We start from the raw sequence: 20,917 nt of genomic DNA, 5'->3' as shown, positions 1-20,917 counted from the left end.
ACTGCACACTGAGGGGCATGAGATTCGGTCGCGCGATGCTCCTGCTCGCGATGGCGTTCGTCGAGGTCGGCATGGTGCTGGTCGCGTTGCCGATGCTCACGCTGGCCTTCGCGTTCGGCATGGTGTTCCTCTATCCGCCGCAGGTCATGATGATCCGGTGGGCGGCCGAGCTGACCCGGCGCTGGGCCCGGGAGTGGGCCGGGGTCGAGATCGCCTCGCCGTACCTGCCGAAGCCGCCGCCGGTGCAACCCCAGCCGGACGGCTGGTACCGCCACGACCGCACGCTCTACAAGACCCCGCGGGTGCCCGAGTGGAGCAACCGCTGGAAGTGGCTGATCAGCGACACGGCCTCCTGGCGGGACTCGCTGTGGCTGCTGTGGGACCCGATGGTCAAGATCACGCTCGCGCCGCTGCTCATCTTCCTGCCGCGCGTGGGGGTCCGGCTGTACGCCCTGTGGGCGCGCGCCCTGCTGGCGCCCACGGCGGCGAACCTGCTGGCGGGGCGCGTACGCCACCTGGACAGGGTGCGCAACCTGGCCAACAACACGCAGGCCGCCGAGATGCGCAGGATCGAGCGGGACCTGCACGACGGCACCCAGGCGAGGCTGGTGGCGCTCGGCATGACGCTCGGCGCGGTCGAGGAACTCGTCGAGAAGGACCCGGCCGCCGCCAAGGCCCTGCTGGCCAAGGCCCGCGACGCCTCCGCCGACACGCTGACCGAGCTGCGCCGGGTGGTGCGCGGCATCCACCCGCCCGTGCTGGCCGAGCGGGGGATCGGCGACGCCGTACGGGCGATGGCGATGGACAGCCCGCTGCGTGTCGAGGTCGACGTGGACCTGCCGCACCGCCCCGAGGCGCCGGTGGAGGCGGCCGCGTACTTCGCCGTCAGCGAGCTGCTGTCGAACGCCGCCCGCCACGGTCAGGCCGAGCGCGCCCGCGTCGACATCAGCCAGCACGACGGCGACCTGCGCATCACCGTCGAGGACGACGGCCTGGGCGGCGCCGACCCCGCCAAGGGAAGCGGACTGGCCGGGATCGAACGCAGGCTGGCCGCCTTCGACGGCGTCCTCGCCCTGCACAGCCCGCCCGGCGGCCCCACCACGGTCACGATGGAGCTGCCGCGCTCCCTGCCCGAGAAGTGGACGTCCGGCGCTCTGCCCAAGATGCCGCTGTGGAAGACCGCCGTGGTCGTCTTCCTGTGGCTGACCGCCTGGTGCCCGTTCTTCCCGCAGGGCCTGGTGGCCGCGATCTTCAAGGTCTTCTCCATCGACGAGAAGGCCTGGTTCCTCGCCCTCTACCTGCCGGAGCCGTGGCAGTGGCCGGTCATCGCCCTGATGATGCTGGTCGGCGGCAGCATGTACGTCGCGGCGGTCCTGATCCCCGCGACCCATTCCCACAAGGGCCAGTGGGCTCCTCCCCGCCTATCATTCAACCGATGCTGAACCGCGTTCTCATAGCAGAAGACCTGTACCTGCTCCGCGACGGGCTCGTCCGCCTCCTGCAGGCGCACGGCTTCACGGTCGTGGGCGCGGTGGAGACAGGTCCCGAGCTGCTGAAGGCCCTGATCGAGCTGCGCCCCGACGTCTCCGTGGTGGACGTACGGCTGCCGCCCACCCTCACCGACGAGGGTCTCAAGGCGTCCCTGGAGGCGCGCAGGAAGATCCCCGGCCTGCCGATCCTGGTGCTGTCCCAGCACGTCGAGCAGCTCTATGCCCGCGAACTGCTGGCCGACGGCTCCGGCGGCATCGGCTACCTGCTGAAGGACCGTGTCTTCAACGCCGACCAGTTCGTCGACGCGGTACGCCGCGTGGCGGCCGGCGGCACCGCCATGGACCCCGAGGTCATCTCCAAGCTGCTGGCCAGCAACGCCCGCAACGAACCCTTGGCCGCCCTCACCCCGCGCGAACGCGAGGTCCTGGAGGTCATGGCCGAGGGACGTTCCAACGCGGCGATCGCGCAGCGCCTGTACCTGAGCGAGAGCGCGGTGGCCAAGCACACGGCCAACATCTTCGCCAAGCTCGACCTGGCGCCGTCGGACGACGACAACCGCCGTGTCCTGGCCGTTCTCGCCTACCTCAACAGCCGCTGACGGGATGCTTTGTCGGTGGCACCGGATACCTTCATAGGAGGCAGGTGACACGAAAGGGTAGATCAGGTGAAATTCCGGGTTAGCCGTGATGTGCTGGCAGACGCGGTGGCATGGGCGGCCAGGGTGTTGCCCAGCCGGCCTGTCGTCCCGGTGCTGTCCGGGCTGCTGATCGAGGCGAGCGACGAGCTGAGCCTGGCGGCGTTCGACTACGACGTCTCCGCCCAGGCCAGGGTCGAGGCCGACGTGGCCGAGCCCGGCAAGGTGCTCATCCCCGGCCGCCTGCTGGCCGAGATCAGCCGGAGCCTGCCCGCCGAGGACGTCCAGATCGTGACGGAGGGCGCCGAAGCCATCCTGACCTGCGGCAGCGCCGAGTTCGGCCTGATCACGATGCCCGTCGACGACTTCCCGACCCTGCCCACCATGCCGCCGGGCATCGGCGCGATCGGCGGGGGCGTGTTCGCCAGTGCGGTGACGCAGGTGGCGCCCGCCTCCAGCCGCGACGACACGCTGCCCATGCTGACCGGCATCCGCGTCGACATCGAGGGCGAGAACGTCGCGATGGCGGCCACCGACCGCTACCGCATCGCCGCCCGCGACTTCACCTGGCGTCCCGCCCGGCCCGACGTGGCGGTCTCCGCGATGGTGCCCGCGCGGGTGCTGGTCGAGGTGGCCAAGTCGTTGCGCGGCGGCGAGGTGCTGATCGCGATGGGCGACGGCGTGGCCGGCTTCGAGAGCGTGGGCCGGAGCACGACCGTACGCCTGCTCGACGAGCAGTTCATCGACTACCGCACCCGCCTGACCGCCGACTGGTCCATCCGCGCCGACGTCCGCGTGACGCCGTTCGTGGAGGCGATCAAGCGCGTGGCGCTGGTGGCCGAGCGCAACACGGCGATCAGGCTGACGTTCAGCAAGAACCAGGTGCTGATCCAGGCGGGCGGCGGCGACATCGGCCGCGGCACCGAGGTCGTCGAATGCGAACTGCGCGGCGGCGACGACATCCAGATGGCCTTCCAGTCCCACTTCCTGCTCGACGGCCTGACCGGCGTGGAGACGGAGCTGGCCCGCATCAACATGGAATCCTCCACCCGCCCCGCCCTCATCCAGGACGTGCCGGGCGACGGCGAGCCGGACTTCCGCTATCTCGTGATGTCCCTCCGCCAGGGGTGACCCCGCATCATCCGTTACGGCGAAGCCACCCCCACGCCACCCGCCGCCGTGCGCCGGCGCCGATCGGGGGGATCGCTTCTCACGTCGGACAGATGCCCCACCGCAACGGCCCCCGATAACCACGATCCCGAGCCCCCGAACCCAGCGCCAGGGAACTCGAACCCAGCGCCCGGGAACTCGAACCCAGCGCCAGGGAACCCGAACCCTGGGCCCGCGATCCCGAACCCGGCGCCCGGAGAGCCCCGAACCCTGCGCTCGCGTTCCCGAGCCCCCGATCCCAGCGTCTCCGGTTACCCTGGGCGATCACGTAACTCGGCCCCGGGATGGGCTTGGAGTTGTCAGGCGGTGATGTCGCGGAACACGCGTTTGAAGGCCGCCCACTCGGCTTCCCCCACCTTGGCCGCGTGGCGGTGTTCGATCTGTTCCACCAGGGCGTCCGCCTTGGCCATCTGGTCCAGCCCCAGCTCCGTAGGCACGATCAGCTTGGCCCGCCGGTCCTTCGGATCTGGCCGCCGTTCCACATATCCCAGCTCCACCAGCTCATCCACCAGCGTCCCGATGACCTGCTTGTGCTGCCCCGACTGCGCGGACAGGTCGGTGGCGCGGCTGCCTTCGGGGTCCAGGTGGGCGAGGACGGCGCCGTGCCGGGGACGGATGCGGCTGTGGCCCTGCTTGGCGATGGCGGAGAACAGCTCCCGCTGAAAGGCGAACAACGTCCGGCTGGCGAGGATCCCCAGGTCGGGGTCGATCTTCTTGTGCTCGCTGCGCCGCACCGCAACCTCCATATAGTCACTAATGTTGACTATCATTAATCCTTACTATACTTTAGCCACATGCCGACCACTGTGGAACTCACCCGTTTCAAGGCGGCCAGAGCCGACGAACTCCTGGCCGCGCGCCCCGCCATGCTGGCCGACTTCGCGAAGGACCGCGCGGGGTTCCTGAACGCCCGCCTGGTGCGCCTGCCCGGCGACAAGTGGCTGGACGTCGTCGAATGGCGATCGCCCGCGGACTTCGCCGCCTCACGTGAGAAGGGCGCCAACCTGCCCGGGATCGCGGCCTTCTTCGCCGCGATCGACGCCCTTGTGGCGGCCGAGGAAGGTACCCGTGCGGACTGAGGCGGGTCAGCTCTCGTCGGTGAGGGCGATGAGAATGTGCTCCATGCACGCGTGCCCGGCCCGTTCCGCGGCGGCGGCGTCGCCGGCGGCGATGGCGCGGGCGATCGCGTCGTGCGGGATGTAGCTCTTGTTGAGCGAGGTGCCCGCGGCGGTGATGCTGGCCCGCAGCGCGGCCGAGAAGTCCTCGTACAGGTCGATGAGCACCAGGTTGTGCGTGGCGTGCGCGACGGCCATGTGGAAGGCCAGGTCGGCCTCCACGAACGCGTCGGGGTCGTCGGCCTCCCAGGCGCGGTCGCGCTCGGCCAGACGGCTCTCGATGTTGAGGATGTCGGTGTCGGTGCGGCGGGTGGCGGCCAGGCGTGCCGACTCGACCTCCAGCGCGCGGCGAACCTCGAGGATCTCCAGCTGTTCGGCCTGACGCAGCCGGCGCAGCATGGCCCCGGACAGCTCGCTGGTGGCCCGTACGTAGGTGCCGTCGCCCTGGCGGCAGTCGAGCAGGCCGGCGTGAGTGAGCGCGCGTACGGCTTCCCTGACGGTGTTGCGACCGACCCCGAGCTGCTCGGCCAGAACGGTCTCGGTCGGGATCTTGCCGTTCAACGGCCACGACCCTGACGTGATCTGCTCCTTGAGCTGATCGATCACCTGGTCCACGAGCGATGCCCGCTGTGCCGTACGCAGACTCACAGTCTGCCTCCTCCGGGGAAACCAATCATCCTATGAGTCAATGACTGGTAGACCCTAATTATTCCTGCCTGAGAGGCGCAAGTCTAAGCCTGCCGGGCAGGTGCCATCACCAGGGCCTCCACCGAAAGGCCCTGGTCAGCGGAGTCGGCTAACTGCTGCCGTGCGTGATCTGGGCGTCGGTCGTAACCCCCGCCATGAACGAGCGTACGCCTGCCGCTTCGAGCGCCCTGCGGTAGGCCGCCGTCTGCTGGCCGGGCGCGTTCGCCTCGCCGTAGAGGTCACCGAGCTCACGCCAGGAACGCGCGGCCTGCCGGTCGGAGCCGTACATCGGACGGCCGAGCCCGGCGAGCACGTCGCGGGCGGCGTTCAGATGTACGAAGGCGTCGCCGCCCAGCCCCATCGAGACCTTGGCGATCACCAGGTGCGCCTCGGCCTTGATCGGAGAGCTCGCGAGCAGGTCGATCGCGGCTCCGGCCAGCTCGCCCGCCTTGGCGGACTCGCCGGCGCGCAGGCGTACCTGGGCGTGGGCGACCAGGCTCTCGCCGTGCTCGGCCGCCGTGCCGGGCAGCCCGGCGAAGACGGTCGTCGCGGCGGCGGCGAGTACCTCCGCCTCGTCGACCGACGACGTCTCCAGCTTCGCCCACCGCATGGCGGTGACGGCGAGCTGGCGCCCGATCCGGCCGGCACGACCGGCCATGATGGCATCGTCGGCCAGGCGGACCGCCAGAGCGGAGTCCTCGCCCGCGGCCGCGGCGATGCTCGCCTGCCACAGTGCGTGGATCTCTCCGGAACGGTCCACAACCAGCGATACGCCACTTACGTCCAGCACCTGCTTGACGAAGGTGATCGCCGCCGAGTCGCCCTCCCCCTGCGTCTCGATCAGCGCCGCGGCGAGGTCCACCGCGAGCTCACCCTGCATGATCGCCAGCCTGGACGCCTGCGCGAGCGCGTTCGCGGCCAGGTCGCGTGCCCTGAGCCGGTCGCCGGCCCGCTGGTAGCAGCGGCTCAGCGCGACGGTCAGCGGCAGGTCGGCCAGGCGCTCGGGGTGGGCGGCGGCCTCGCGGCGCAGCCGTTCGAACGCCTCGACGGCCTGCCCGAGGCGGCCCTGTGCTTCGAGTGCGCGCGCACGGCCGAAGCGGGCCTGCGCGGTGAGCATCGCGTTTTCCTCGTCCGCGGCCTTCACGATCTCGGTGAAGCGCTCGGCTGCCGTGGCCGCGTCGCCGTGCTGCAGCTCCAGCTCGGCGTGTCTCAGCCCGAGCTCGGTGTCGATGCGCTGCCTTGGCTCGATGCCGTGCAGAAGGAATTCGGTGGTGCAGCCCAGCCGTTCGGCGAGAAGGCGGGCCACGACAGGAGTCGGCGTACGCTTGCCTGACTCGATGAGTGAGACGTAACTGTCTGACAGGTCGGGCCCGGCCAACTGGGCCTGGGACATCCGCCTGTTCAGCCGCAGTCCTCGGACGCGGTCACCGATGGTTCCCTGACTCGGCATCTCATCTCTCAAGGCGGGGAAGGGTCAACAACACGCAAATGATTGCATGAAGTAGCCGAATCGGGTATCCCCGCCTGAAGAATTCCCTACGAGGAGATTAATCGTCCCCCTCGTCCTTGCTGGGGAAAAGCATCTGGCAGACCTCCAGATACAGGGTCTCGGGGTAGGGAATGTACTCCACGTTGGACAGGGCCTGGTCCTGGCCCGCCGACTCGAGGATGAACTCCCCGTAACCGAGCATGCGCCCCAGCAGGGACCGCTGGAAGCTCATGTCCGTGACCTTCTGCAGCGGCATCATCGCGACCTTACGGGTGATCAAACCCGTGGTCAGCAGCATCCGCTTCGAGGTAACCACAAAGTAGTCAACCGACCACTCCGCGACTTTCCATACAAAACGGATCAAGAGCAGCAACCAGAGCCACCAGACGACAACGAGGGCCGTGCCGCCCCCCTTGTCGCCGAAGAACTTGCTCAGCAGCCCGGCGATGATCAGGCCGCCGAAGACCTCGGCGACCGGACGGAGCAGCACGGCTGGGTGACGCCGCACCATGATGACCTGGTGTTCGTGGGGGAGTAGGTAGCGGTTGACCGACGACGGAGCAGAGTCCCCGTGGGTCACAAGTCTCATGCGAGGCTGTTCACAAATTGAGCCAGCGAGTCGGCCGCGTTGAAGACCGTGTCGAACGCCCCTCTGACCGCGTCAGCGGCGTCCGCTGGTCGCGCGAACAGGTAGTACGCAACGAATGCGATACCACCGTAGGTGAGGACTTTTTTGACCTGCACTGTCGCCTCCGTACCACTTACCCACTACACCCGCCGTATACGTTACCCACTACCTAGCCGGGGTAAAGCGCAACTGCGCCGGTTAGTTGTGATCTTCTTAGCCGCGCTCGCTGGCCACGAGCGCCAGGACGTGAAGGTGTTTGCGCGCGATCCGCTCGACAAGGCCCGCATGGGCGTATCCGGTCACCTCTAGCGCACCGTAATGAGCGGCTTCGACGCAGCGTGTGACCGTGGTCGCGGAGTGGACGCCGGCGAACTCGTCGCGCAGCGCCGTCTCGACGTCCGCGTACGGACTCGGATCGGCTTCGGTGCGATCGCTCATCGTGCTCCCTCACGCCCGCATCCCGGAAAATGGGACGGCTTCCTTACTCTTCGTACCCACACAAACACAGTATGTAACGAAGGGCAGGTCCATGGAGAGGGAAAGAGGTTCTCAGACCACGCCGTAGAGACGGTCGCCGGCGTCCCCGAGGCCGGGCACGATGTAGCCGTTCTCGTTCAGCCGCTCGTCAAGAGCGGCGGTGACCACGCGGATGGGCTTGCCGGAATTGGCGAACACCTTGTCCATGTGCGCCAGGCCCTCCGGCGCCGCCAGGAGGCAGAGCGCCGTCACGTCGACCGCGCCCCGGTCGAACAGGAACTGGATCGCCGCCGCCAGCGTGCCGCCGGTGGCCAGCATCGGGTCCACGACATAGCACTGCCGGCCGGACAGATCGTCGGGCAGCCGGGTGGCGTAGGTCTCCGCCTGGAGCGTCGACTCGTTGCGGATCATGCCCAGGAAACCGACCTCCGCCGTGGGCAGCAGCCGCGTCATGCCCTCCAGCATGCCGAGCCCGGCCCGCAGGATCGGGACCACCAGCGGGTACGGCCGCGCCAGCCGTACACCATGGGCCTCGGCGACGGGCGTGCGCACCGTGACGTCGTTGACCCGGACGTCACGGGTGGCCTCGTACGCGAGCAGAGTCACCAGTTCGTCCGCGAGCCTGCGGAACGTCGGCGAGTCGGTGCGGACATCCCGCAGCGCGGTGAGCTTGTGCGCCACCAATGGATGATCGACGACGAGGGTTTCCATAAGGGACAACGCTATCTTGTGTGGAACGTACCGGCACGTCGCGGAACTGGTTTTGATCACAATTTGGTCGGAGCCGCCCACGGCGGGTAGGCACGTCTGGAACGATTGGGTGCCCTACTAGTGGCCGTCAGGTCAGGGATCGGGTGGATGGACGATGGCAGACGAAGACGCCCTTGATTTTGCCGTCGTGGTCTACCGCGAAGACGGCTGCTGGGATGCCGAGCTCCTTCCTATCGGGCTCACCTCCGACCTGCACGGGCTGATCCACGCGCTACGCCAGCAGCCGAGCGAGAGCGGCACGATTGGCCTGGTCGCCGTGGGGGATGAGTTCTTCGTGGCGCTGCGCGTTCTCGGAGAGCGGGTCGATGTCTTCCTGTCTGACATCGCCGCCTCCTGGGACTTCCCGCTCGCCCAGCAGGTCCTCGAATACATCGACGTCCCGATCCCCGACGAGGATGAGCTCGACGAGATCCTCCAGGACGAGGACACGGTGCTGCCCGCGGGCGACCTGTCGATCTTCGCCGACCTCGGGCTCGACGAGATGGAGCTGGGCATCCTGTCCGGCGACATCGACCTGCTGCCCGAGGACGTGCTGTCCAGCATCGCCGGTCGGCTCGGATTCTCCGAGCCGTTCGAGCGCGCCATCGAATCGGTCTTCGGCTGACTCACGGGAGTTCGGGATGGCCTCTAACACCTTCTCTGCGGCTTTCGTCAGGACCAAGGACGGCTGGAGCGGTGCCGAGGTCGACCTCAGCGCGGCCGAGTTCGTCGATGATCTCGGCGACGCCGTACAGGAGAGTCTGGGCCTGGCCGGCGACGAGCTGGCGCTGCTGTGCGTCGAGGTCGAGGACGAGTGGTTCGCCATCGCCCGCTACACGGGCGAGGAGGAGCCGCGCGTCTTCCTGTCCGACGCGCACGCCGGCCTGACCGACACCCTCGGCGAGCTGTTCGCCGAGTTCGCCGGCGTCGCGCCGGAGAAGGAGGGCAACGGGCTCGGCGTGAAGCCGTCCGGCGACTTCGAGCTGCTGAGCGACCTCGGCGTCAGCTCCGAGGAACTCCTGGAGCTCAGCATGGAGGAGGGCGTGCTGCCCGCCGACGTCCTGTCGGTCATCGCCGAGCGCCTGGCCTTCGCCGACGAACTGGACCGCCTGCGTTGACCCACGCGGCCGCCATGCGCCTGGCACTCCAGGAGGCCCGGCAGGCCGGTGCGCGCGGCGAGGTCCCCGTGGGCGCCGTGATCCTCTCCGCCGAGGGCGAGGTCCTGTCCCGCGCGGGCAACGACCGCGAGGCGAGCGCCGACCCCACCGCCCACGCCGAGATCCTCGCCGTACGGCGGGCCGCCACGGCACGCGGCGCCTGGCGCCTGACCGGCTGCACGCTCGTGGTCACCCTGGAGCCGTGCACGATGTGCGCGGGAGCCGCTGTGCTGGCCCGGGTGGACCGGATCGTGTACGGCGCGGTGGATCCGAAGGGCGGCGCCGTGGGCTCGCTGTGGGACGTCGTCAGGGACCGCCGGCTCAACCACCGCCCCGAGGTGGTCATGGGCGTGCTCGCGGATGAGTGTTCCGCGGTACTTAAGGAGTTCTTCGCCACTCGGCGGATCCGGTAAGCTCGTCGGCGGTGGTGTCGCCTAGTGGCCGAGGGCGCACGCCTCGAAAGCGTGTGATGGGGCAACTCATCCGTGGGTTCAAATCCCACCACCACCGCCTGTCACAGGAGCCGCCGACCCGGACCGGGGTCGGCGGCTCTTCTGCTTGCCCGGATGAGCCGCGCCTCGGTGACGTTGTGACCGCCCGCAAAGGCGTGTGATTATGGGGCCGAATTGACAGTTTCTTTACCGGGGGTTTTCCGTGAAACGTCTGATCGCGCTCGTCTCCGGCTTGGCCCTGGCCGGGACGCTGGTCGCGGCACCGGCCCAGGCGGCGGCCGCGCCGGTGCGGCTGAAGCTCAGTTTCGGATGGTGCGAGTCGGCCTGCGCGATCCGCATCAAGGTGATCAACAACAGCCGTCGCAACATCGCCTGGGTGGGCGGGACCTGCCGCCTGCACATCAACGGCCGGTACGTCGGCAAGGGCACCATCTACGTGGGCCCGATCAAGCGCGGCCACTCCCGCACCAGCACCTGCAACGTCGTGGACGACCGCCTTGAGGACGCCTGGTACGACTTCCAGGACAACGGCGGTCTCTGGCAGCGCTACGCGAGCGTCAAGGCGAAGCCGTACTACCGTCGCTGAGTGTCAGCTCGGGGGCAGTTCGAGGACCCTGGCGTGCAGGATGGACCGCTGGTGCAGCGCGGCGCGCAGCGCCCGGTGCAGGCCGTCCTCCAGGTAGAGCTCGCCCTGCCACTGGACCACGTGCGGAAACAGATCGCCGTAGAACGTGGAGTCGGCGGCCAGCAGTGAGTGCAGGTCGAGCATGGCTTTGGTGGTGACCAGCGAGTCGAGCCGGACCTGCCTCGGTGGTATCTGCGCCCACTCGCGGTGCGTCAGACCATGTTCGGGATAAGGGCGTCCGTCGCCGACCAACTTAAAGATCACCCATTGATTTTAGGAGAGAATCCGGTTTCTTGCGCTCTCCACCGCCGTCGGCGCAGGTCGGCGTGCGTCGCATTCGCCGCGAGCACCGGCGGTGTGGCTGCCGGGGAAAGGGCTCAGATCGCTCCCGTGAACGTGTCGCAACGCTTGGGGTCACCGGTCTGGTACCCGACCGTGAACCACTTCTCGCGCTGCTGCGAGGTGCCGTGGGTGAACGCGTCGGGCGTCACCCGGCCCTGGACCTTGCGCTGGATGCTGTCGTCGCCGACCGCGGCGGCCGCGCTGAGGGCCTGGTCGATGTCGGCCTGGGTGAACGGCTGGCTGTAGAAGCCGGTCTTGACGGCGTTGTTCGCCCAGACCCCGGCGTAGCAGTCGGCCTGCAGCTCCAGGCGTACGGCTCCGCTGGTCGCGCCCTGGCGGCTGTTGCCGACCCGGTTCATGGTGCCCAGGAGGTTCTGGACGTGGTGACCGTACTCGTGGGCGATGACGTAGGCCTGGGCGAAGGGCCCGCCTTCGGCGCCGTAGTCACGCTGGAGGGTGTTGAAGAACGTGAGGTCGAGATAGACCTTGCGGTCGCGGGGGCAGTAGAAGGGGCCCACCGCGGAGTCGGCCGCGCCACAGGCGGTGTTGACGGCCCGGGAGAAGAGCACCGTCTTGGCCGGTGTGTAGGCGCCGCCGCCGCGTGCGGCGAAGGCCTGCTTCCAGTACGTCTGGATGCTGTTGACGATGCCGACGATGCGGCAGTCCTCGGACTGGTCGGCGTCGGCGCCGGTCTTGCAGCGCTCGGCCAGGTTCCCGCTGGGCGTGGCGGCCGGCGCGGGCGGCGCCTGCCCGCCTCCCTGCGGTTGCTGCTGGTCGCCGGTGAACGGGGACGGGACGATCTTGAACACGAACAGCGCCGCCACCGCGAGGATGATCAGCAGGCAGCCGCCGCCCTTTCCGCTGATCGGCAGCGACGCGCATCCGGCCGGCATCATCCCTCCGCCGCCGCCCTGCTTGGGGCCGGTCGCTCGCACGTCCTCGATCTCGGACGGGTCGAGCTTCGCGTCATCGTCGAACTGCATGTGAGACGACTTCCCGGGTAGCAGCCCTCATACGCTCCGTAATCGGCCATTTCTGGCACCGGGTTACCCTTGTGGCGTGACAGCTGGTTTGGTGGGAATTGCACTGGTTTCGCTGGGCATGGTGCTGACGCCCGGCCCGAACATGATCTACCTGGTCTCGCGGTCGATCACCCAAGGCCGGCGTGCCGGTCTGATCTCTCTCACGGGCGTGGCGCTCGGCTTCACCGTCTATCTGACGGCGACGTGCCTGGGACTGACCGCTCTGTTCGCCTACGTGCCCGCCGCCTATACGGCGTTGAAGCTGGCCGGCGCGGCGTACCTGCTGTGGCTGGCCTGGAACACCATCAAGCCCGGCGGCGTCTCCGCGTTCGAGGCCCGGGAACTGCCCGTCGAGCGGCCGCGCAGGCTCTTCGCCATGGGCCTGCTCACCTGCCTGCTCAATCCCAAGATCGCGATCCTGTACCTCTCGCTGCTTCCGCAGTTCATCGACCCGTCGATGGGGCACGTGCTGTTGCAGAGCCTCGCGCTGGGGTCCGTCCAGATCTTCATCGGCACGCTGGTCAACGCGCTGATCGCGCTGTCGGCGGGCGCGCTGGCGGCGTTCCTCGCGACGCACCCGCGCTGGGTGCGCATCCAGCGGTACGTGACCGGTAGCGTCCTCGGCGCGATGGCCGTCCACATGGCCACCGACCGCACCAAGGCGGTCGTCGCCTGAGGCCTAGGGTGATCGCGTGGATGACTTCTGGATGTCGGTGAACAAGCTCGTCGCCGCCGCCGCGGCCTACATCACGGACCCTCGGGGGCGCGTACTCCTGGTCAAACCCAACTACCGCGACCACTGGAACTTCGCCGGAGGCCTGATCGACGCGGGCGAGCACCCCTCGCAGGCCTGCGCCCGCGAGGTGGCGGAGGAACTCGGCCTCACCACCACGCCCGGCAGCCTGCTGGTCACCCAGTGGCTCATGCCCCTGGACACCTGCCCGCTGCCGTCGGTGCACTTCATGTTCGACTGCGGCACCCTCGACCCCGACACCCCGATCACCCTGCAGGCCGAGGAACTCGACGACTACGGCTTCTTCCCCATGGAAACCGCCGCCGAGCTGCTCCGTCCGCACGCCTTCGCCCGGCTGTCCGCCGCGGCCTCCGCACGCGACTCCGGCGCACCGAGCTTCCTGGCGCCGGAGAACGCCTAGCCGGGCGGGACACGCCCGGTCGCCCGAGCGTAGGACCAGACCGTCGCGGCCATCAGGCCGAGCACCACGATCCCGAGCACGCCGTGGTACCACTGCCAGCCCACGCCCAGCCCGAAGAACCCGTCCGCGATCATGACCACCATGCCCGCCCCGACGCCGAGGAACGCGACCCCGAGCACCGCCAGCATCAGCGGCCGCGGCACCCGGCGTCCCACCCTGGTCACCGTGGCCATGAAGAGCGCCGCGCCGATCAGCCCGTTCGCGGCGGCGAACCACTGCGCCATGGTCACGTTCATCACGTCACGGGCATAGCTCGCATACTCCTCGGCGGGCACCACCGGCCCACCGGGGAACCCCAGCTTCCCCTGGGCCGCGAACACCGCCTTGCCGGCGCCGTACGCGAGGAACAACACGGTCATCGTGTACGCCGGCCAACGCACCATCGCCATGCCCCCGAACGTAGGCGGGCGGCTCGCGCGATCCCTCCCCCGGGCGGGGGAGACCACTCCCACGCGAAGGGGACGGCGTGGACAGCGCGCCGGCCCGCAGGGCAGGCTGGTAGCCGTGACCGGCAGATCCGACCCGCGCCTGCGCGAGCTCGTCCTGCTGCGCCGCGTACGCGACCGGATCGACCGCGACTACGCGCAGCCGCTGGACGTGGAGGCGCTGGCGCGCGGCGCGCACATCTCGGCCGGGCACCTCAGCAGGGAGTTTCGCGCCGTCTACGGCGAATCGCCCTACAGCTACCTGATGACCCGGCGCATCGAACGGGCCATGACCCTTCTGCGGCGCGGCGACCTGTCGGTCACCGAGGTCTGCTTCGCGGTGGGCTGTTCGTCGCTGGGCACGTTCAGCACCCGGTTCTCCGAACTGGTCGGCATGTCGCCGAGCACCTACCGCCGCCTGGCCGCCAAGGACGCCGAGGGCATCCCCGCGTGCGTCGCCAAGAGGATCATGCGACCGATCAGGAATCGAGAAGCGGCCGGCGCGCGTGCCGACCTACCGTGAGGCGCATGAACCTCACGATTCACCAGACATTCCTGCCCGCCGACGACCCTGAGAAGGCGCTCGCCTTCTACCGCGACGCGCTCGGCTTCGAGGTGCGCAAGGACGTGGGCTACGAGGGCATGCGCTGGATCACGGTCGGGCCGCCCGGTCAGCCGGAGACGTCGATCGTCCTCGAACCACCCGGCAGCGACCCGGGCCTCAGCGACGACGAGCGCCGCACGATCGCCGAGCTGATGGCCAAGGGCAGCTACGCGGGCATCGTCCTGGCCACCTCGGACCTCGCCGCCACCTTCGAACGGGTCCAGGCCGCAGGGGCCGACGTCGTCCAGGAACCGGCCGACCAGCCGTACGGCCTGCGCGACTGCGCCTTCCGCGACCCGGCGGGCAACATGGTGCGTATCAACCAGATCTGAAGGTCCGCCCCAAGGGCTGCTCCGGGAGTCGGAGGAGTCGCAGGAAGGCCTTCTGAGACCAGAACTGAGACAGGAAAGCGAGAAGGGGCGGACCGTGATCACGGTCCACCCCTGCTGAGCTGGCGGAGGATAGGGGATTTGAACCCCTGATAGGTTGCCCTATACACGCTTTCCAAGCGTGCGCCCTCGGCCACTAGGCGAATCCTCCGCGGATGAGCTTACCGGACTCCCGGCGCTCTGGAGACCACGATTTCGCTGCAACAAGCACTGCCGGTTGTGGCTAGACTGTCCAAGGACCCCTCGCGCGGCGTCATCCTGTGAACCTCCCCAGGGCCGGAAGGCAGCAAGGATAAGCGGGCTCTGGCGGGTGTGCGGGGGGTCTCTTCGTTGGGAGCCCCCTGCAGGCGGGATGGTCGCATGAGCCTTGCGCTTTACCGCAAGTACCGCCCCGGGACCTTCGCGGAGGTCAAGGGGCAGGATCACGTCACGGAGCCGTTGCGCCAGGCGCTGCGCATGGGCCGGATCAACCACGCGTACCTGTTCAGCGGGCCGCGCGGATGCGGCAAGACCTCCAGTGCCCGAATCCTGGCGAGAAGCCTCAACTGCGAGAAGGGCCCGACTCCCGACCCCTGCGGTGAATGCGAGTCGTGTGTGGCGCTGTCGGCCACCGGGCCCGGCCACCTCGACGTGATCGAGATCGACGCCGCCTCCCACGGAGGCGTGGACGACGCGCGCGACCTGCGGGAGAGGGCGTTCTTCGCTCCCGTGTCCGCGCGCTACAAGATCTACATCATCGACGAGGCGCACATGGTGACCCGCGAGGGTTTCAACGCGCTGCTGAAACTCGTCGAAGAGCCGCCGCCGCACCTGAAGTTCATCTTCGCGACGACCGAGCCGGAAAAGGTCATCGGCACGATCAAGTCGCGTACCCACCACTATCCCTTCCGGCTGATGCCGCCCGCGACGCTCCGGGCGCTGCTGGAGGAGATCCTCAGCTCCGAGAACGTCCCCTTCGAGCCCACCGCGCTGCCGCTCGTCGTGCGCGCGGGCGCGGGCTCGGCGCGTGACTCGCTGTCCATCCTCGACCAGCTGCTCTCCGGCGCCGAGGACGACGGCGTCACCTACGCCAAGGCCGTCTCCCTGCTCGGCTACACCGACGGCGACCTGCTCGACGAGGTCATCGGCGCCTTCGCCGAACGTGACGGGGCCAAGGTCTTCGGCGCGGTCAACCGCGTCATCGAAGGCGGCCACGACCCGCGCCGCTTCGCCGCCGACCTCCTCGAACGTTTCCGCGACCTGGTCATCCTCGCCAACGTCCCGGAAGCCGCCTCAAGCGGCCTGCTCGACCGCCCCGCCGACGAACTCGAGCGCCTGGTGCTCCAGGCAGCCTCCATGGGCCCGGCCGAGCTGACCCGCGCCGCCGAGGTCTTCAACGCGGGCCTCACCGAGATGCGCGGCGCCACGTCGCCGAGGTTGCTGCTGGAGCTCATGTGCGCGCGCGTGCTGCTGCCGGGCGCCGCGGCGGGCGAGGAAGCGCTGCTGGCCCGCCTGGAGCGCTTGGAGCGCGGCGGCGTGGTCGCCCAGATGGCCGCCCGCACCCCTCCCTCCTCCGGTACGGCAGGCGCCTCCGGTCACCCGGGTGTCTCCGGCGGCGCCGGAGCGGTCTCCGGTGGCGTGGGGGCGGTCTCCGGTGGCGTGGCGGCGGGTGACGCTGGTTATGGCGCGGCTCAGGGTGGTCCCGGGGCCCACGGCAGTCCGGGCGGCGCGACCGCCGGTGCGGCGGGTGGCGACTGGCCCGACGCGGTGCGGCCCGGCGCCGGTGGCGCGGACCTGCCGGGTGGTCCGGCGATCGTGTCCGATGCTTCCGCGGGAACGCCCGGCAATCCGATGGGAACGCCCGGCGGTTCGGCGGGCGCGTCAGGCGGGTCGATGGGAACGCCCGGCGGGCCGGCGGGCGGGCCCGGTGGGTTGCCCGGTGGGTCTGCCGGTGGGCAGGCGGGTGACGGCACGGCCGGTGGTGGCGCCGTCGCGACCGCAGGCGGGCCGGGGGTCGCGGATGCCGGTGGCGTGGCCGCCGGGCAAGCGGCTGCCGGTGGGCCAGGGGCGATTCTGTCGCAGTGGCCTGCCGTACTGGCGGCGCTGAAGCAGCGGAGCATCGTCGTCTGGGCGAACGTCAGCACCAACGCGCAGGTCGTGGGCGTCGAGGGCAACATCGTCACGCTCGGCTTCGCCCAGGTCGGCGCGATGAAGAACTTCACCGGCGGTGGCAAGGACGCCGTCGTCGCCAGCGCCTTGGGCGACGTCCTCGGTGGCAAGTGGCGGGTGGAGGCGGTGGTCGGCGGTTCACCGGCCCCCGGCGGTCGCGGTGGCGGCCCCCAGGGCGGACGCCCCGGCCCGCAGGGCGGCAACCCCGGCCTGCAAGGCGGCAACCCCGGTCAGCAGGGAGGCACGCCGGGTCAGCAGGGCGGTAACCCGGGTCAGCAGGGCGGTAACCCGGGTCAGCAGGGCGGTAACCCGGGTCAGCAGGGCGGTAACCCAGGTCAGCAGGGCAACCCTGGTCCGCAGGGCGGCAATCCGCCGAGCGCCCCCGCCACCCAGCAGGGCAACCCTGGCAACCAGCCCAGCTCCCAGCCCGCCCCCGACCAGAGCGCACCGGTCCCCACCACGCCCCAGGCGCAGGCTTCCGTGGCCACGGCCGAGGACGTCGCCGGCTCGGCGAGAGCGACCACGGACGAGTCGTGGCCCGACGCGCCCGACGACATGAGCCCGGGTTCGCCGCCGATGCCCGATCCCGGTCAGGCGGCCACGGCGGCGAAGGCCGGTGGCGGCATGGCCGCGGCCCGTTCGGCCGCTCAGGCGGCGGCCCAGTCGGGCCCGCGGGCCCCCAAGCCCCGCCAGGGCGGCGCCTCCGCCTGGCCGGACGCGGTGCCGAGCCGGAGCAAGGGCGCCGACTCCGACGAGGTGGACCCGCTCAACGACGCCGACGCCGACCTCGACGCCGTGGGCGGCATGGCGCTGCTCCAGCGCGAACTCGGCGCCCAGGTCATCGGCGAGATCGACCACACCTGACCGGTCAGGGCGAGCGCAGGCGGATCCGCGCGGTGATCGCCCGGGGGTCGGTGGTGGGAAGAGTGGTGCTGAGCCGTTCCAGGATCTGCATGTCGTCGCGACCGTTCGCGGTCTGCGCGTAGATCCACAGGTCTTCCGGTGAGCCGCTGCGGAGCAGGCTCGCGCGTACCTGGACTTCGAGTTCGTCCCGGGCCCGGCGCAGTTCGGGGGACTCCGAGCGCGGCAGCAGCGGGCCCGGGTAGGCGCGCGCCACGGCCGAGGGGTCGCCGGAGGCCAGGAGGCTGCGCAGCTCGACGAAATCGGCTTCGACGGGGGAGGTCAGCCGGTACGGCTTCGCGCCGACGGTGTCCCCGAGCTGGGAGCGGAGCCGGTGGATCTCGGCGCGGATGGTGACCGGGTTGCCGGCGTCGCCGTACAGGTAGAAGCAGAGTTGTTCGGCCGTCAGGCCGCGGGGGTGAAGCGCGAGCAGGGCGAGGATCTCGGCGTGGCGCAGGGACAGAGCGATGTGCCGCCCGCCGAGGCGGGCGGTGGGCTGACCCTCGCCGAGGAAGGTGAGCTGGAGCGTGGGCGGCGCGCTCTCCGTGGTGACGCGCAGGAGGTAGCCGTCGTGGAAGGGCTCCAGGAGTACGGCGCGCCCGCCGGGAAGGACGTGGCGGCCACCGGCGGTGGGAGGGGCGATGCGCTCGCCGAGCAGACCGCCCGGGTCGCCGGCGATGACCCGGCCGGTGGCGGTCACCAGGATGCCGGCGTGGTCGCGCAGCCCGTCGAAGCGGCGGCGCAGGCGCTCGTCGCGCTCGTACATGCGCACGGTGAGCTGTGACTCGGCGAGCTTCGCCGTCGCGGTCACCAGGGCGACGGTGGCGGGGTGGAGGCTGGGGGCGGTGCCGCTGATGTCGACGATGCCGAGCACCTCGTCGGTGTCGGGGTCGACGATCGGGGCGGCGCTGCAGGACCAGACGTGCAGGACCCGCATCAGGTGCTCTTCCGAGTAGACGTGCACGGGCGTGCGGTCGGCGAGGGCGGTGCCGATGCCGTTGGTGCCCACGCTGCCCTCGGACCACTTGTGCCCGTCGGCGAGGCCGACGCGGTCGGCGCGGCGCATCATCGTGCGGTTGCCATCGCGCCACAGGATGTTGCCATCACCGTCGGTGATGATGGCGACGTGCCCGCTGGCGTCGGCCATGGTGGTCAGCGTGCCGGCCAGGAGCGGCAGCAGCGGCTGCAGCGGGTGCGACTCGCGCACGTCGTTGATGCGGGACACGTCGTAGACGAGCGGCGCGGCGGCCTTCTCCGGATCGACGCCGGCTTCGATGGATCGCTCCCACGACGCCGAGATGAGCCGGCGTGGAGCGCCCTCCGGCAAGGTGGCGCCCGTCCATGCGGCTTCATGGGCCCCGCGCAGTTTGCGGGAGTACGCATCGAGACTGGCGTAACTCATCGGCCACTCCAAGTAGTCAACCCCTATGAATCACCCTCGCGGTCGAGGGTTCCCAGCGCAAGCCGTTCGGGGGATTGCACAGGGTGATTGAACGATCGCAACCTGTGTGCAACGTTGCCGCCGCTAGCGTCCTCCACTGAAACGTCGGCGTGGTGCGGCCGCTCCGGCCGGCGTGCTGGCCGGGTCCCGGACGCTGGAGGGGGGCCGGGACCCGGCCATCAAACGGAAACACCTGCTCTCCGCAGTGCGGGACTGCGCCCAAACACCGTAGGCTCGTGGCAGTCAACGACGCGGAGCCATGAGGAGCGCACGAAGGTGAATCCAGGGGATGTCAACCTGCAGCAGCTGCTGGAGCAGGCACAGCTCATGCAGCAGCAGCTCGCGAGCGCCCAACAGGAGCTCAACGACGCGCAGGTCGAGGGCTCGGCGGGTGGCGGCATGGTCACCGCCGTGGTCAATGGGGCACGTGAGCTGCTTGAGCTGAAGATCGACCCGGGCGTCATCGACGCCGGTGACGCGCAGGACACCGCCGACACGATCGCGGACCTGGTGATCGCCGCCGTCCGAGACGCCTTCCGCGCGGCGGACGAGCTGCAGCAGGAGAAGCTCGGCCCGCTGGCCCAGGGACTGGGCGGCGGCGGTCTCGGACAGCTGCCGGGGTTCTAGGCCATGTACGAAGGGGTCGTCCAGAACCTGATCGACGAGCTCGGGCTGCTGCCCGGCGTCGGTCCCAAAAGCGCGCAGCGGATCGCCTTCCACCTGCTCGCGGCCGATCCCGCAGACGTGAAGCGGCTGGCGCACGCCTTGCTCGAGGTCAAGGAGAAGGTGCGCTTCTGCAGTACGTGCGGCAACGTCGCGGCCGAGGAAGAGTGCCGCATCTGCCGTGATCCCCGCCGGGACACCCACGTGATCTGCGTGGTGGAGGAGTCCAAGGACGTCGTCGCGATCGAGAAGACGCGCGAGTTCCGCGGCACCTACCACGTGCTCGGCGGCGCGATCAGCCCGATCGACGGGGTGGGCCCCGACGATCTGCGCATCCGTGAGCTCATGACCCGCCTGGCCGACGGCCGGGTGACCGAGCTCATCCTCGCCACCGACCCCAACCTCGAGGGGGAGGCGACGGCGACCTACCTCGCCCGTCTGGTCAAGCCGATGGGCATCAAGGTGACACGACTGGCCAGCGGTCTGCCTGTGGGCGGTGATCTCGAGTACGCCGACGAGGTAACCTTGGGCCGCGCGTTCGAAGGACGGAGGCTGCTGGATGTCTGACCAGTGGAGCGCTCTCGCTGATGAGATCGCCGGACACGCACAGAACTACGTCGACGGCCTGACCAGGGTCGCGGGCGGCGAGGGCGGCGACGGCATCTGGTCGTTGCTGCTGGTCGAGGTGGCGCAGGTGAGCCTCGCGGGCGCGAAGCTGGGAGCCAGCCAGGACGTGATCCTGGCCGGCAACTGGGAGCCGCCGCTGAGCGAGGATCCGGACATCGACGGCGTGCGTACGGCGCTGGCCGAGCTGCTGGGCGCGGTCGACGACTACGCCGAGGTCTTCGACCCTTACAAGGACACGGCGGTCACGCCGTACCGGCTCTCGGACGACCTGACCGCGGTCGCGGCCGACCTGATCCACGGGCTGCGGCACTTCGAGGCGGGCCGTCCGCACGAGGCGCTGTGGTGGTGGCAGTACTCGTACTTCAACACGTGGGGCAACCACGCGGGTGCGGCCATGCGCGCACTTCAGGCGCTCGCCGCGCACACGCGGCTGGACGTGGCGGAAGAGGCCCTGTCCACATAGTGGT

General features: G+C 69.7%; 27 protein-coding genes, 2 tRNA genes and 1 other RNA gene. 18 read left to right on the top strand and 12 right to left on the bottom strand.

Annotated elements, in window-relative coordinates; genetic code table 11:
- Positions 1 to 17: 17 nt before the first annotated feature.
- The 3 genes from ACIBKY_RS42510 (at position 18) to dnaN (ending at position 3,256) form a co-directional block, all read left to right on the top strand.
- Positions 18 to 1,442 carry a sensor histidine kinase gene (locus ACIBKY_RS42510; RefSeq protein WP_397106207.1) on the top strand — a complete coding sequence of 475 codons (1,425 nt, stop codon included), beginning with the start codon at positions 18 to 20 and terminating at the stop codon, positions 1,440 to 1,442.
- Complete coding sequence (locus ACIBKY_RS42505) at positions 1,436 to 2,089, top strand: LuxR C-terminal-related transcriptional regulator (protein ID WP_397106205.1); 654 nt, start codon at positions 1,436 to 1,438, stop codon at positions 2,087 to 2,089. The genes ACIBKY_RS42510 and ACIBKY_RS42505 overlap by 7 nt, the downstream gene beginning before the upstream one ends.
- A 66-nt stretch (positions 2,090 to 2,155) precedes the next feature.
- Positions 2,156 to 3,256: a DNA polymerase III subunit beta gene (gene dnaN, locus ACIBKY_RS42500; RefSeq protein ID WP_397106203.1), complete on the top strand. Its 1,101-nt coding sequence runs from the start codon at positions 2,156 to 2,158 to the stop codon at positions 3,254 to 3,256.
- A 338-nt stretch (positions 3,257 to 3,594) separates the two neighbouring features.
- Here the strand turns inward: dnaN and ACIBKY_RS42495 are convergent, their stop codons facing one another.
- Complete coding sequence (locus tag ACIBKY_RS42495) at positions 3,595 to 4,029, bottom strand: MarR family winged helix-turn-helix transcriptional regulator (RefSeq protein ID WP_397106201.1); 435 nt, start codon at positions 4,027 to 4,029, stop codon at positions 3,595 to 3,597.
- A 60-nt stretch (positions 4,030 to 4,089) separates the two neighbouring features.
- Between ACIBKY_RS42495 and ACIBKY_RS42490 the strand changes: the two genes are divergently transcribed.
- A complete protein-coding gene (locus ACIBKY_RS42490) occupies positions 4,090 to 4,374 on the top strand; it encodes a hypothetical protein (RefSeq protein ID WP_397106199.1) in 285 nt (94 codons plus the stop codon).
- 6 nt (positions 4,375 to 4,380) lie between these two features.
- Here ACIBKY_RS42490 and ACIBKY_RS42485 read toward each other — a convergent pair whose 3' ends face one another.
- The 6 genes from ACIBKY_RS42485 to upp all read right to left on the bottom strand — a co-directional run bounded on the left by ACIBKY_RS42485 (position 4,381) and on the right by upp (position 8,402).
- Positions 4,381 to 5,058 carry a FadR/GntR family transcriptional regulator gene (locus ACIBKY_RS42485; protein ID WP_379613099.1) on the bottom strand — a complete coding sequence of 226 codons (678 nt, stop codon included), beginning with the start codon at positions 5,056 to 5,058 and terminating at the stop codon, positions 4,381 to 4,383.
- A gap of 148 nt (positions 5,059 to 5,206) precedes the next feature.
- Positions 5,207 to 6,547: a helix-turn-helix domain-containing protein gene (locus ACIBKY_RS42480; protein WP_397106197.1), complete on the bottom strand. Its 1,341-nt coding sequence runs from the start codon at positions 6,545 to 6,547 to the stop codon at positions 5,207 to 5,209.
- A gap of 97 nt (positions 6,548 to 6,644) precedes the next feature.
- Positions 6,645 to 7,175 carry a PH domain-containing protein gene (locus ACIBKY_RS42475; protein ID WP_379613101.1) on the bottom strand — a complete coding sequence of 177 codons (531 nt, stop codon included), beginning with the start codon at positions 7,173 to 7,175 and terminating at the stop codon, positions 6,645 to 6,647.
- Positions 7,172 to 7,330, bottom strand: a complete 159-nt coding sequence (locus ACIBKY_RS42470) for a hypothetical protein (protein ID WP_165977494.1) — start codon at positions 7,328 to 7,330, stop codon at positions 7,172 to 7,174. The genes ACIBKY_RS42475 and ACIBKY_RS42470 overlap by 4 nt, the downstream gene beginning before the upstream one ends.
- Before the next feature lie 97 nt (positions 7,331 to 7,427).
- Positions 7,428 to 7,652 carry a hypothetical protein gene (locus tag ACIBKY_RS42465; RefSeq protein ID WP_184959181.1) on the bottom strand — a complete coding sequence of 75 codons (225 nt, stop codon included), beginning with the start codon at positions 7,650 to 7,652 and terminating at the stop codon, positions 7,428 to 7,430.
- A gap of 111 nt (positions 7,653 to 7,763) precedes the next feature.
- The gene (gene upp / locus ACIBKY_RS42460) at positions 7,764 to 8,402 is read right to left on the bottom strand and encodes a uracil phosphoribosyltransferase (RefSeq protein WP_397106194.1); all 639 of its coding nucleotides are present in this window, start codon (positions 8,400 to 8,402) and stop codon (positions 7,764 to 7,766) included.
- A gap of 154 nt (positions 8,403 to 8,556) precedes the next feature.
- Between upp and ACIBKY_RS42455 the strand changes: the two genes are divergently transcribed.
- The 5 genes from ACIBKY_RS42455 to ACIBKY_RS42435 all read left to right on the top strand — a co-directional run bounded on the left by ACIBKY_RS42455 (position 8,557) and on the right by ACIBKY_RS42435 (position 10,636).
- Complete coding sequence (locus ACIBKY_RS42455; RefSeq protein WP_397106192.1) at positions 8,557 to 9,066, top strand: tRNA adenosine deaminase-associated protein; 510 nt, start codon at positions 8,557 to 8,559, stop codon at positions 9,064 to 9,066.
- A 16-nt stretch (positions 9,067 to 9,082) separates the two neighbouring features.
- On the top strand, positions 9,083 to 9,559 hold the full coding sequence (locus ACIBKY_RS42450) for a tRNA adenosine deaminase-associated protein (protein ID WP_397106190.1): 477 nt from the start codon (positions 9,083 to 9,085) through the stop codon (positions 9,557 to 9,559).
- A gap of 14 nt (positions 9,560 to 9,573) precedes the next feature.
- Positions 9,574 to 10,011, top strand: coding sequence for a tRNA adenosine(34) deaminase TadA (gene tadA, locus ACIBKY_RS42445; RefSeq protein WP_397106188.1), 438 nt, complete (start codon positions 9,574 to 9,576; stop codon positions 10,009 to 10,011).
- Between the two features lie 10 nt (positions 10,012 to 10,021).
- A tRNA-Ser gene (locus tag ACIBKY_RS42440) sits at positions 10,022 to 10,108 on the top strand.
- Positions 10,109 to 10,252: 144 nt separating this feature from the next.
- The gene (locus ACIBKY_RS42435) at positions 10,253 to 10,636 is read left to right on the top strand and encodes a hypothetical protein (RefSeq protein WP_397106186.1); all 384 of its coding nucleotides are present in this window, start codon (positions 10,253 to 10,255) and stop codon (positions 10,634 to 10,636) included.
- A gap of 3 nt (positions 10,637 to 10,639) precedes the next feature.
- Here the strand turns inward: ACIBKY_RS42435 and ACIBKY_RS42430 are convergent, their stop codons facing one another.
- Positions 10,640 to 10,939, bottom strand: a complete 300-nt coding sequence (locus ACIBKY_RS42430; protein WP_379613156.1) for a type II toxin-antitoxin system VapB family antitoxin — start codon at positions 10,937 to 10,939, stop codon at positions 10,640 to 10,642.
- Positions 10,940 to 11,052: 113 nt separating this feature from the next.
- Positions 11,053 to 12,000 (bottom strand): neutral zinc metallopeptidase, encoded by a 948-nt coding sequence (locus tag ACIBKY_RS42425; protein ID WP_397106184.1) that lies wholly within the window; start codon positions 11,998 to 12,000, stop codon positions 11,053 to 11,055.
- 76 nt (positions 12,001 to 12,076) lie between these two features.
- Between ACIBKY_RS42425 and ACIBKY_RS42420 the strand changes: the two genes are divergently transcribed.
- Both ACIBKY_RS42420 and ACIBKY_RS42415 read left to right on the top strand, forming a co-directional pair.
- Complete coding sequence (locus tag ACIBKY_RS42420) at positions 12,077 to 12,715, top strand: LysE family translocator (protein ID WP_312896226.1); 639 nt, start codon at positions 12,077 to 12,079, stop codon at positions 12,713 to 12,715.
- 16 nt (positions 12,716 to 12,731) lie between these two features.
- A complete protein-coding gene (locus ACIBKY_RS42415; RefSeq protein ID WP_397106182.1) occupies positions 12,732 to 13,193 on the top strand; it encodes an NUDIX domain-containing protein in 462 nt (153 codons plus the stop codon).
- Here ACIBKY_RS42415 and ACIBKY_RS42410 read toward each other — a convergent pair.
- On the bottom strand, positions 13,190 to 13,642 hold the full coding sequence (locus ACIBKY_RS42410) for a hypothetical protein (protein ID WP_397106180.1): 453 nt from the start codon (positions 13,640 to 13,642) through the stop codon (positions 13,190 to 13,192). The genes ACIBKY_RS42415 and ACIBKY_RS42410 overlap by 4 nt on opposite strands.
- A gap of 115 nt (positions 13,643 to 13,757) precedes the next feature.
- On the opposite strand from ACIBKY_RS42410, the gene ACIBKY_RS42405 reads away from it, so the two are divergent.
- Together ACIBKY_RS42405 and ACIBKY_RS42400 are read left to right on the top strand one after the other, a co-directional pair.
- On the top strand, positions 13,758 to 14,201 hold the full coding sequence (locus tag ACIBKY_RS42405) for a helix-turn-helix transcriptional regulator (RefSeq protein ID WP_397106178.1): 444 nt from the start codon (positions 13,758 to 13,760) through the stop codon (positions 14,199 to 14,201).
- Positions 14,202 to 14,206: 5 nt separating this feature from the next.
- The gene (locus ACIBKY_RS42400; RefSeq protein ID WP_397106176.1) at positions 14,207 to 14,614 is read left to right on the top strand and encodes a VOC family protein; all 408 of its coding nucleotides are present in this window, start codon (positions 14,207 to 14,209) and stop codon (positions 14,612 to 14,614) included.
- Between the two features lie 120 nt (positions 14,615 to 14,734).
- On the opposite strand, the gene ACIBKY_RS42395 is transcribed toward ACIBKY_RS42400, so the two are convergent.
- Positions 14,735 to 14,822: transfer RNA gene (locus ACIBKY_RS42395), tRNA-Ser, on the bottom strand.
- Between the two features lie 83 nt (positions 14,823 to 14,905).
- Here ACIBKY_RS42395 and ffs point away from each other — a divergent pair.
- Together ffs and ACIBKY_RS42385 are read left to right on the top strand one after the other, a co-directional pair.
- Positions 14,906 to 15,001: signal recognition particle sRNA small type (ffs, locus tag ACIBKY_RS42390), an RNA gene on the top strand.
- Between the two features lie 30 nt (positions 15,002 to 15,031).
- Positions 15,032 to 17,683 (top strand): DNA polymerase III subunit gamma and tau, encoded by a 2,652-nt coding sequence (locus ACIBKY_RS42385; RefSeq protein WP_397106174.1) that lies wholly within the window; start codon positions 15,032 to 15,034, stop codon positions 17,681 to 17,683.
- Between the two features lie 4 nt (positions 17,684 to 17,687).
- Here the strand turns inward: ACIBKY_RS42385 and ACIBKY_RS42380 are convergent, their stop codons facing one another.
- Entirely contained in the window at positions 17,688 to 19,121 is a 1,434-nt protein-coding gene (locus tag ACIBKY_RS42380) for a GAF domain-containing protein (protein ID WP_397106172.1), read from the bottom strand.
- A gap of 315 nt (positions 19,122 to 19,436) precedes the next feature.
- Between ACIBKY_RS42380 and ACIBKY_RS42375 the strand changes: the two genes are divergently transcribed.
- The 3 genes from ACIBKY_RS42375 to ACIBKY_RS42365 are packed head-to-tail and all read left to right on the top strand — an operon-like array spanning position 19,437 to position 20,913.
- A complete protein-coding gene (locus tag ACIBKY_RS42375; protein ID WP_397106170.1) occupies positions 19,437 to 19,787 on the top strand; it encodes a YbaB/EbfC family nucleoid-associated protein in 351 nt (116 codons plus the stop codon).
- A 3-nt stretch (positions 19,788 to 19,790) separates the two neighbouring features.
- Positions 19,791 to 20,390, top strand: coding sequence for a recombination mediator RecR (gene recR, locus ACIBKY_RS42370; RefSeq protein WP_397106168.1), 600 nt, complete (start codon positions 19,791 to 19,793; stop codon positions 20,388 to 20,390).
- The gene (locus ACIBKY_RS42365) at positions 20,383 to 20,913 is read left to right on the top strand and encodes a DUF5063 domain-containing protein (protein ID WP_379613167.1); all 531 of its coding nucleotides are present in this window, start codon (positions 20,383 to 20,385) and stop codon (positions 20,911 to 20,913) included. The genes recR and ACIBKY_RS42365 overlap by 8 nt, the downstream gene beginning before the upstream one ends.
- Positions 20,914 to 20,917 lie beyond the last annotated feature (4 nt).

Source organism: Nonomuraea sp. NPDC050394 (assembly GCF_044459065.1).
Classification (GTDB): Bacteria; Actinomycetota; Actinomycetes; order Streptosporangiales; family Streptosporangiaceae; genus Nonomuraea.
Note: the sequence above shows the minus strand (reverse complement) of the source record. Positions and strands in the feature narration are given on the sequence as shown.

Excerpts from the sequence above, each read along its gene's own strand:
- ACIBKY_RS42510 (WP_397106207.1), top strand. The coding sequence starts at position 18 with ATGAGATTCGGTCGCGCGATGCTCCTGCTCGCGATGGCGTTCGTCGAG.
- ACIBKY_RS42505 (WP_397106205.1), top strand. The coding sequence starts at position 1,436 with ATGCTGAACCGCGTTCTCATAGCAGAAGACCTGTACCTGCTCCGCGAC.
- ACIBKY_RS42490 (WP_397106199.1), top strand. The coding sequence starts at position 4,090 with ATGCCGACCACTGTGGAACTCACCCGTTTCAAGGCGGCCAGAGCCGAC.
- ACIBKY_RS42480 (WP_397106197.1), bottom strand. The coding sequence starts at position 6,547 with ATGCCGAGTCAGGGAACCATCGGTGACCGCGTCCGAGGACTGCGGCTG.
- ACIBKY_RS42475 (WP_379613101.1), bottom strand. The coding sequence starts at position 7,175 with ATGAGACTTGTGACCCACGGGGACTCTGCTCCGTCGTCGGTCAACCGC.
- ACIBKY_RS42465 (WP_184959181.1), bottom strand. The coding sequence starts at position 7,652 with ATGAGCGATCGCACCGAAGCCGATCCGAGTCCGTACGCGGACGTCGAG.
- upp (WP_397106194.1), bottom strand. The coding sequence starts at position 8,402 with ATGGAAACCCTCGTCGTCGATCATCCATTGGTGGCGCACAAGCTCACC.
- ACIBKY_RS42455 (WP_397106192.1), top strand. The coding sequence starts at position 8,557 with ATGGCAGACGAAGACGCCCTTGATTTTGCCGTCGTGGTCTACCGCGAA.
- ACIBKY_RS42450 (WP_397106190.1), top strand. The coding sequence starts at position 9,083 with ATGGCCTCTAACACCTTCTCTGCGGCTTTCGTCAGGACCAAGGACGGC.
- tadA (WP_397106188.1), top strand. The coding sequence starts at position 9,574 with ATGCGCCTGGCACTCCAGGAGGCCCGGCAGGCCGGTGCGCGCGGCGAG.
- ACIBKY_RS42425 (WP_397106184.1), bottom strand. The coding sequence starts at position 12,000 with ATGCAGTTCGACGATGACGCGAAGCTCGACCCGTCCGAGATCGAGGAC.
- ACIBKY_RS42410 (WP_397106180.1), bottom strand. The coding sequence starts at position 13,642 with ATGGCGATGGTGCGTTGGCCGGCGTACACGATGACCGTGTTGTTCCTC.
- ACIBKY_RS42400 (WP_397106176.1), top strand. The coding sequence starts at position 14,207 with ATGAACCTCACGATTCACCAGACATTCCTGCCCGCCGACGACCCTGAG.
- ACIBKY_RS42385 (WP_397106174.1), top strand. The coding sequence starts at position 15,032 with ATGAGCCTTGCGCTTTACCGCAAGTACCGCCCCGGGACCTTCGCGGAG.
- ACIBKY_RS42380 (WP_397106172.1), bottom strand. The coding sequence starts at position 19,121 with ATGAGTTACGCCAGTCTCGATGCGTACTCCCGCAAACTGCGCGGGGCC.
- recR (WP_397106168.1), top strand. The coding sequence starts at position 19,791 with ATGTACGAAGGGGTCGTCCAGAACCTGATCGACGAGCTCGGGCTGCTG.
- ACIBKY_RS42365 (WP_379613167.1), top strand. The coding sequence starts at position 20,383 with ATGTCTGACCAGTGGAGCGCTCTCGCTGATGAGATCGCCGGACACGCA.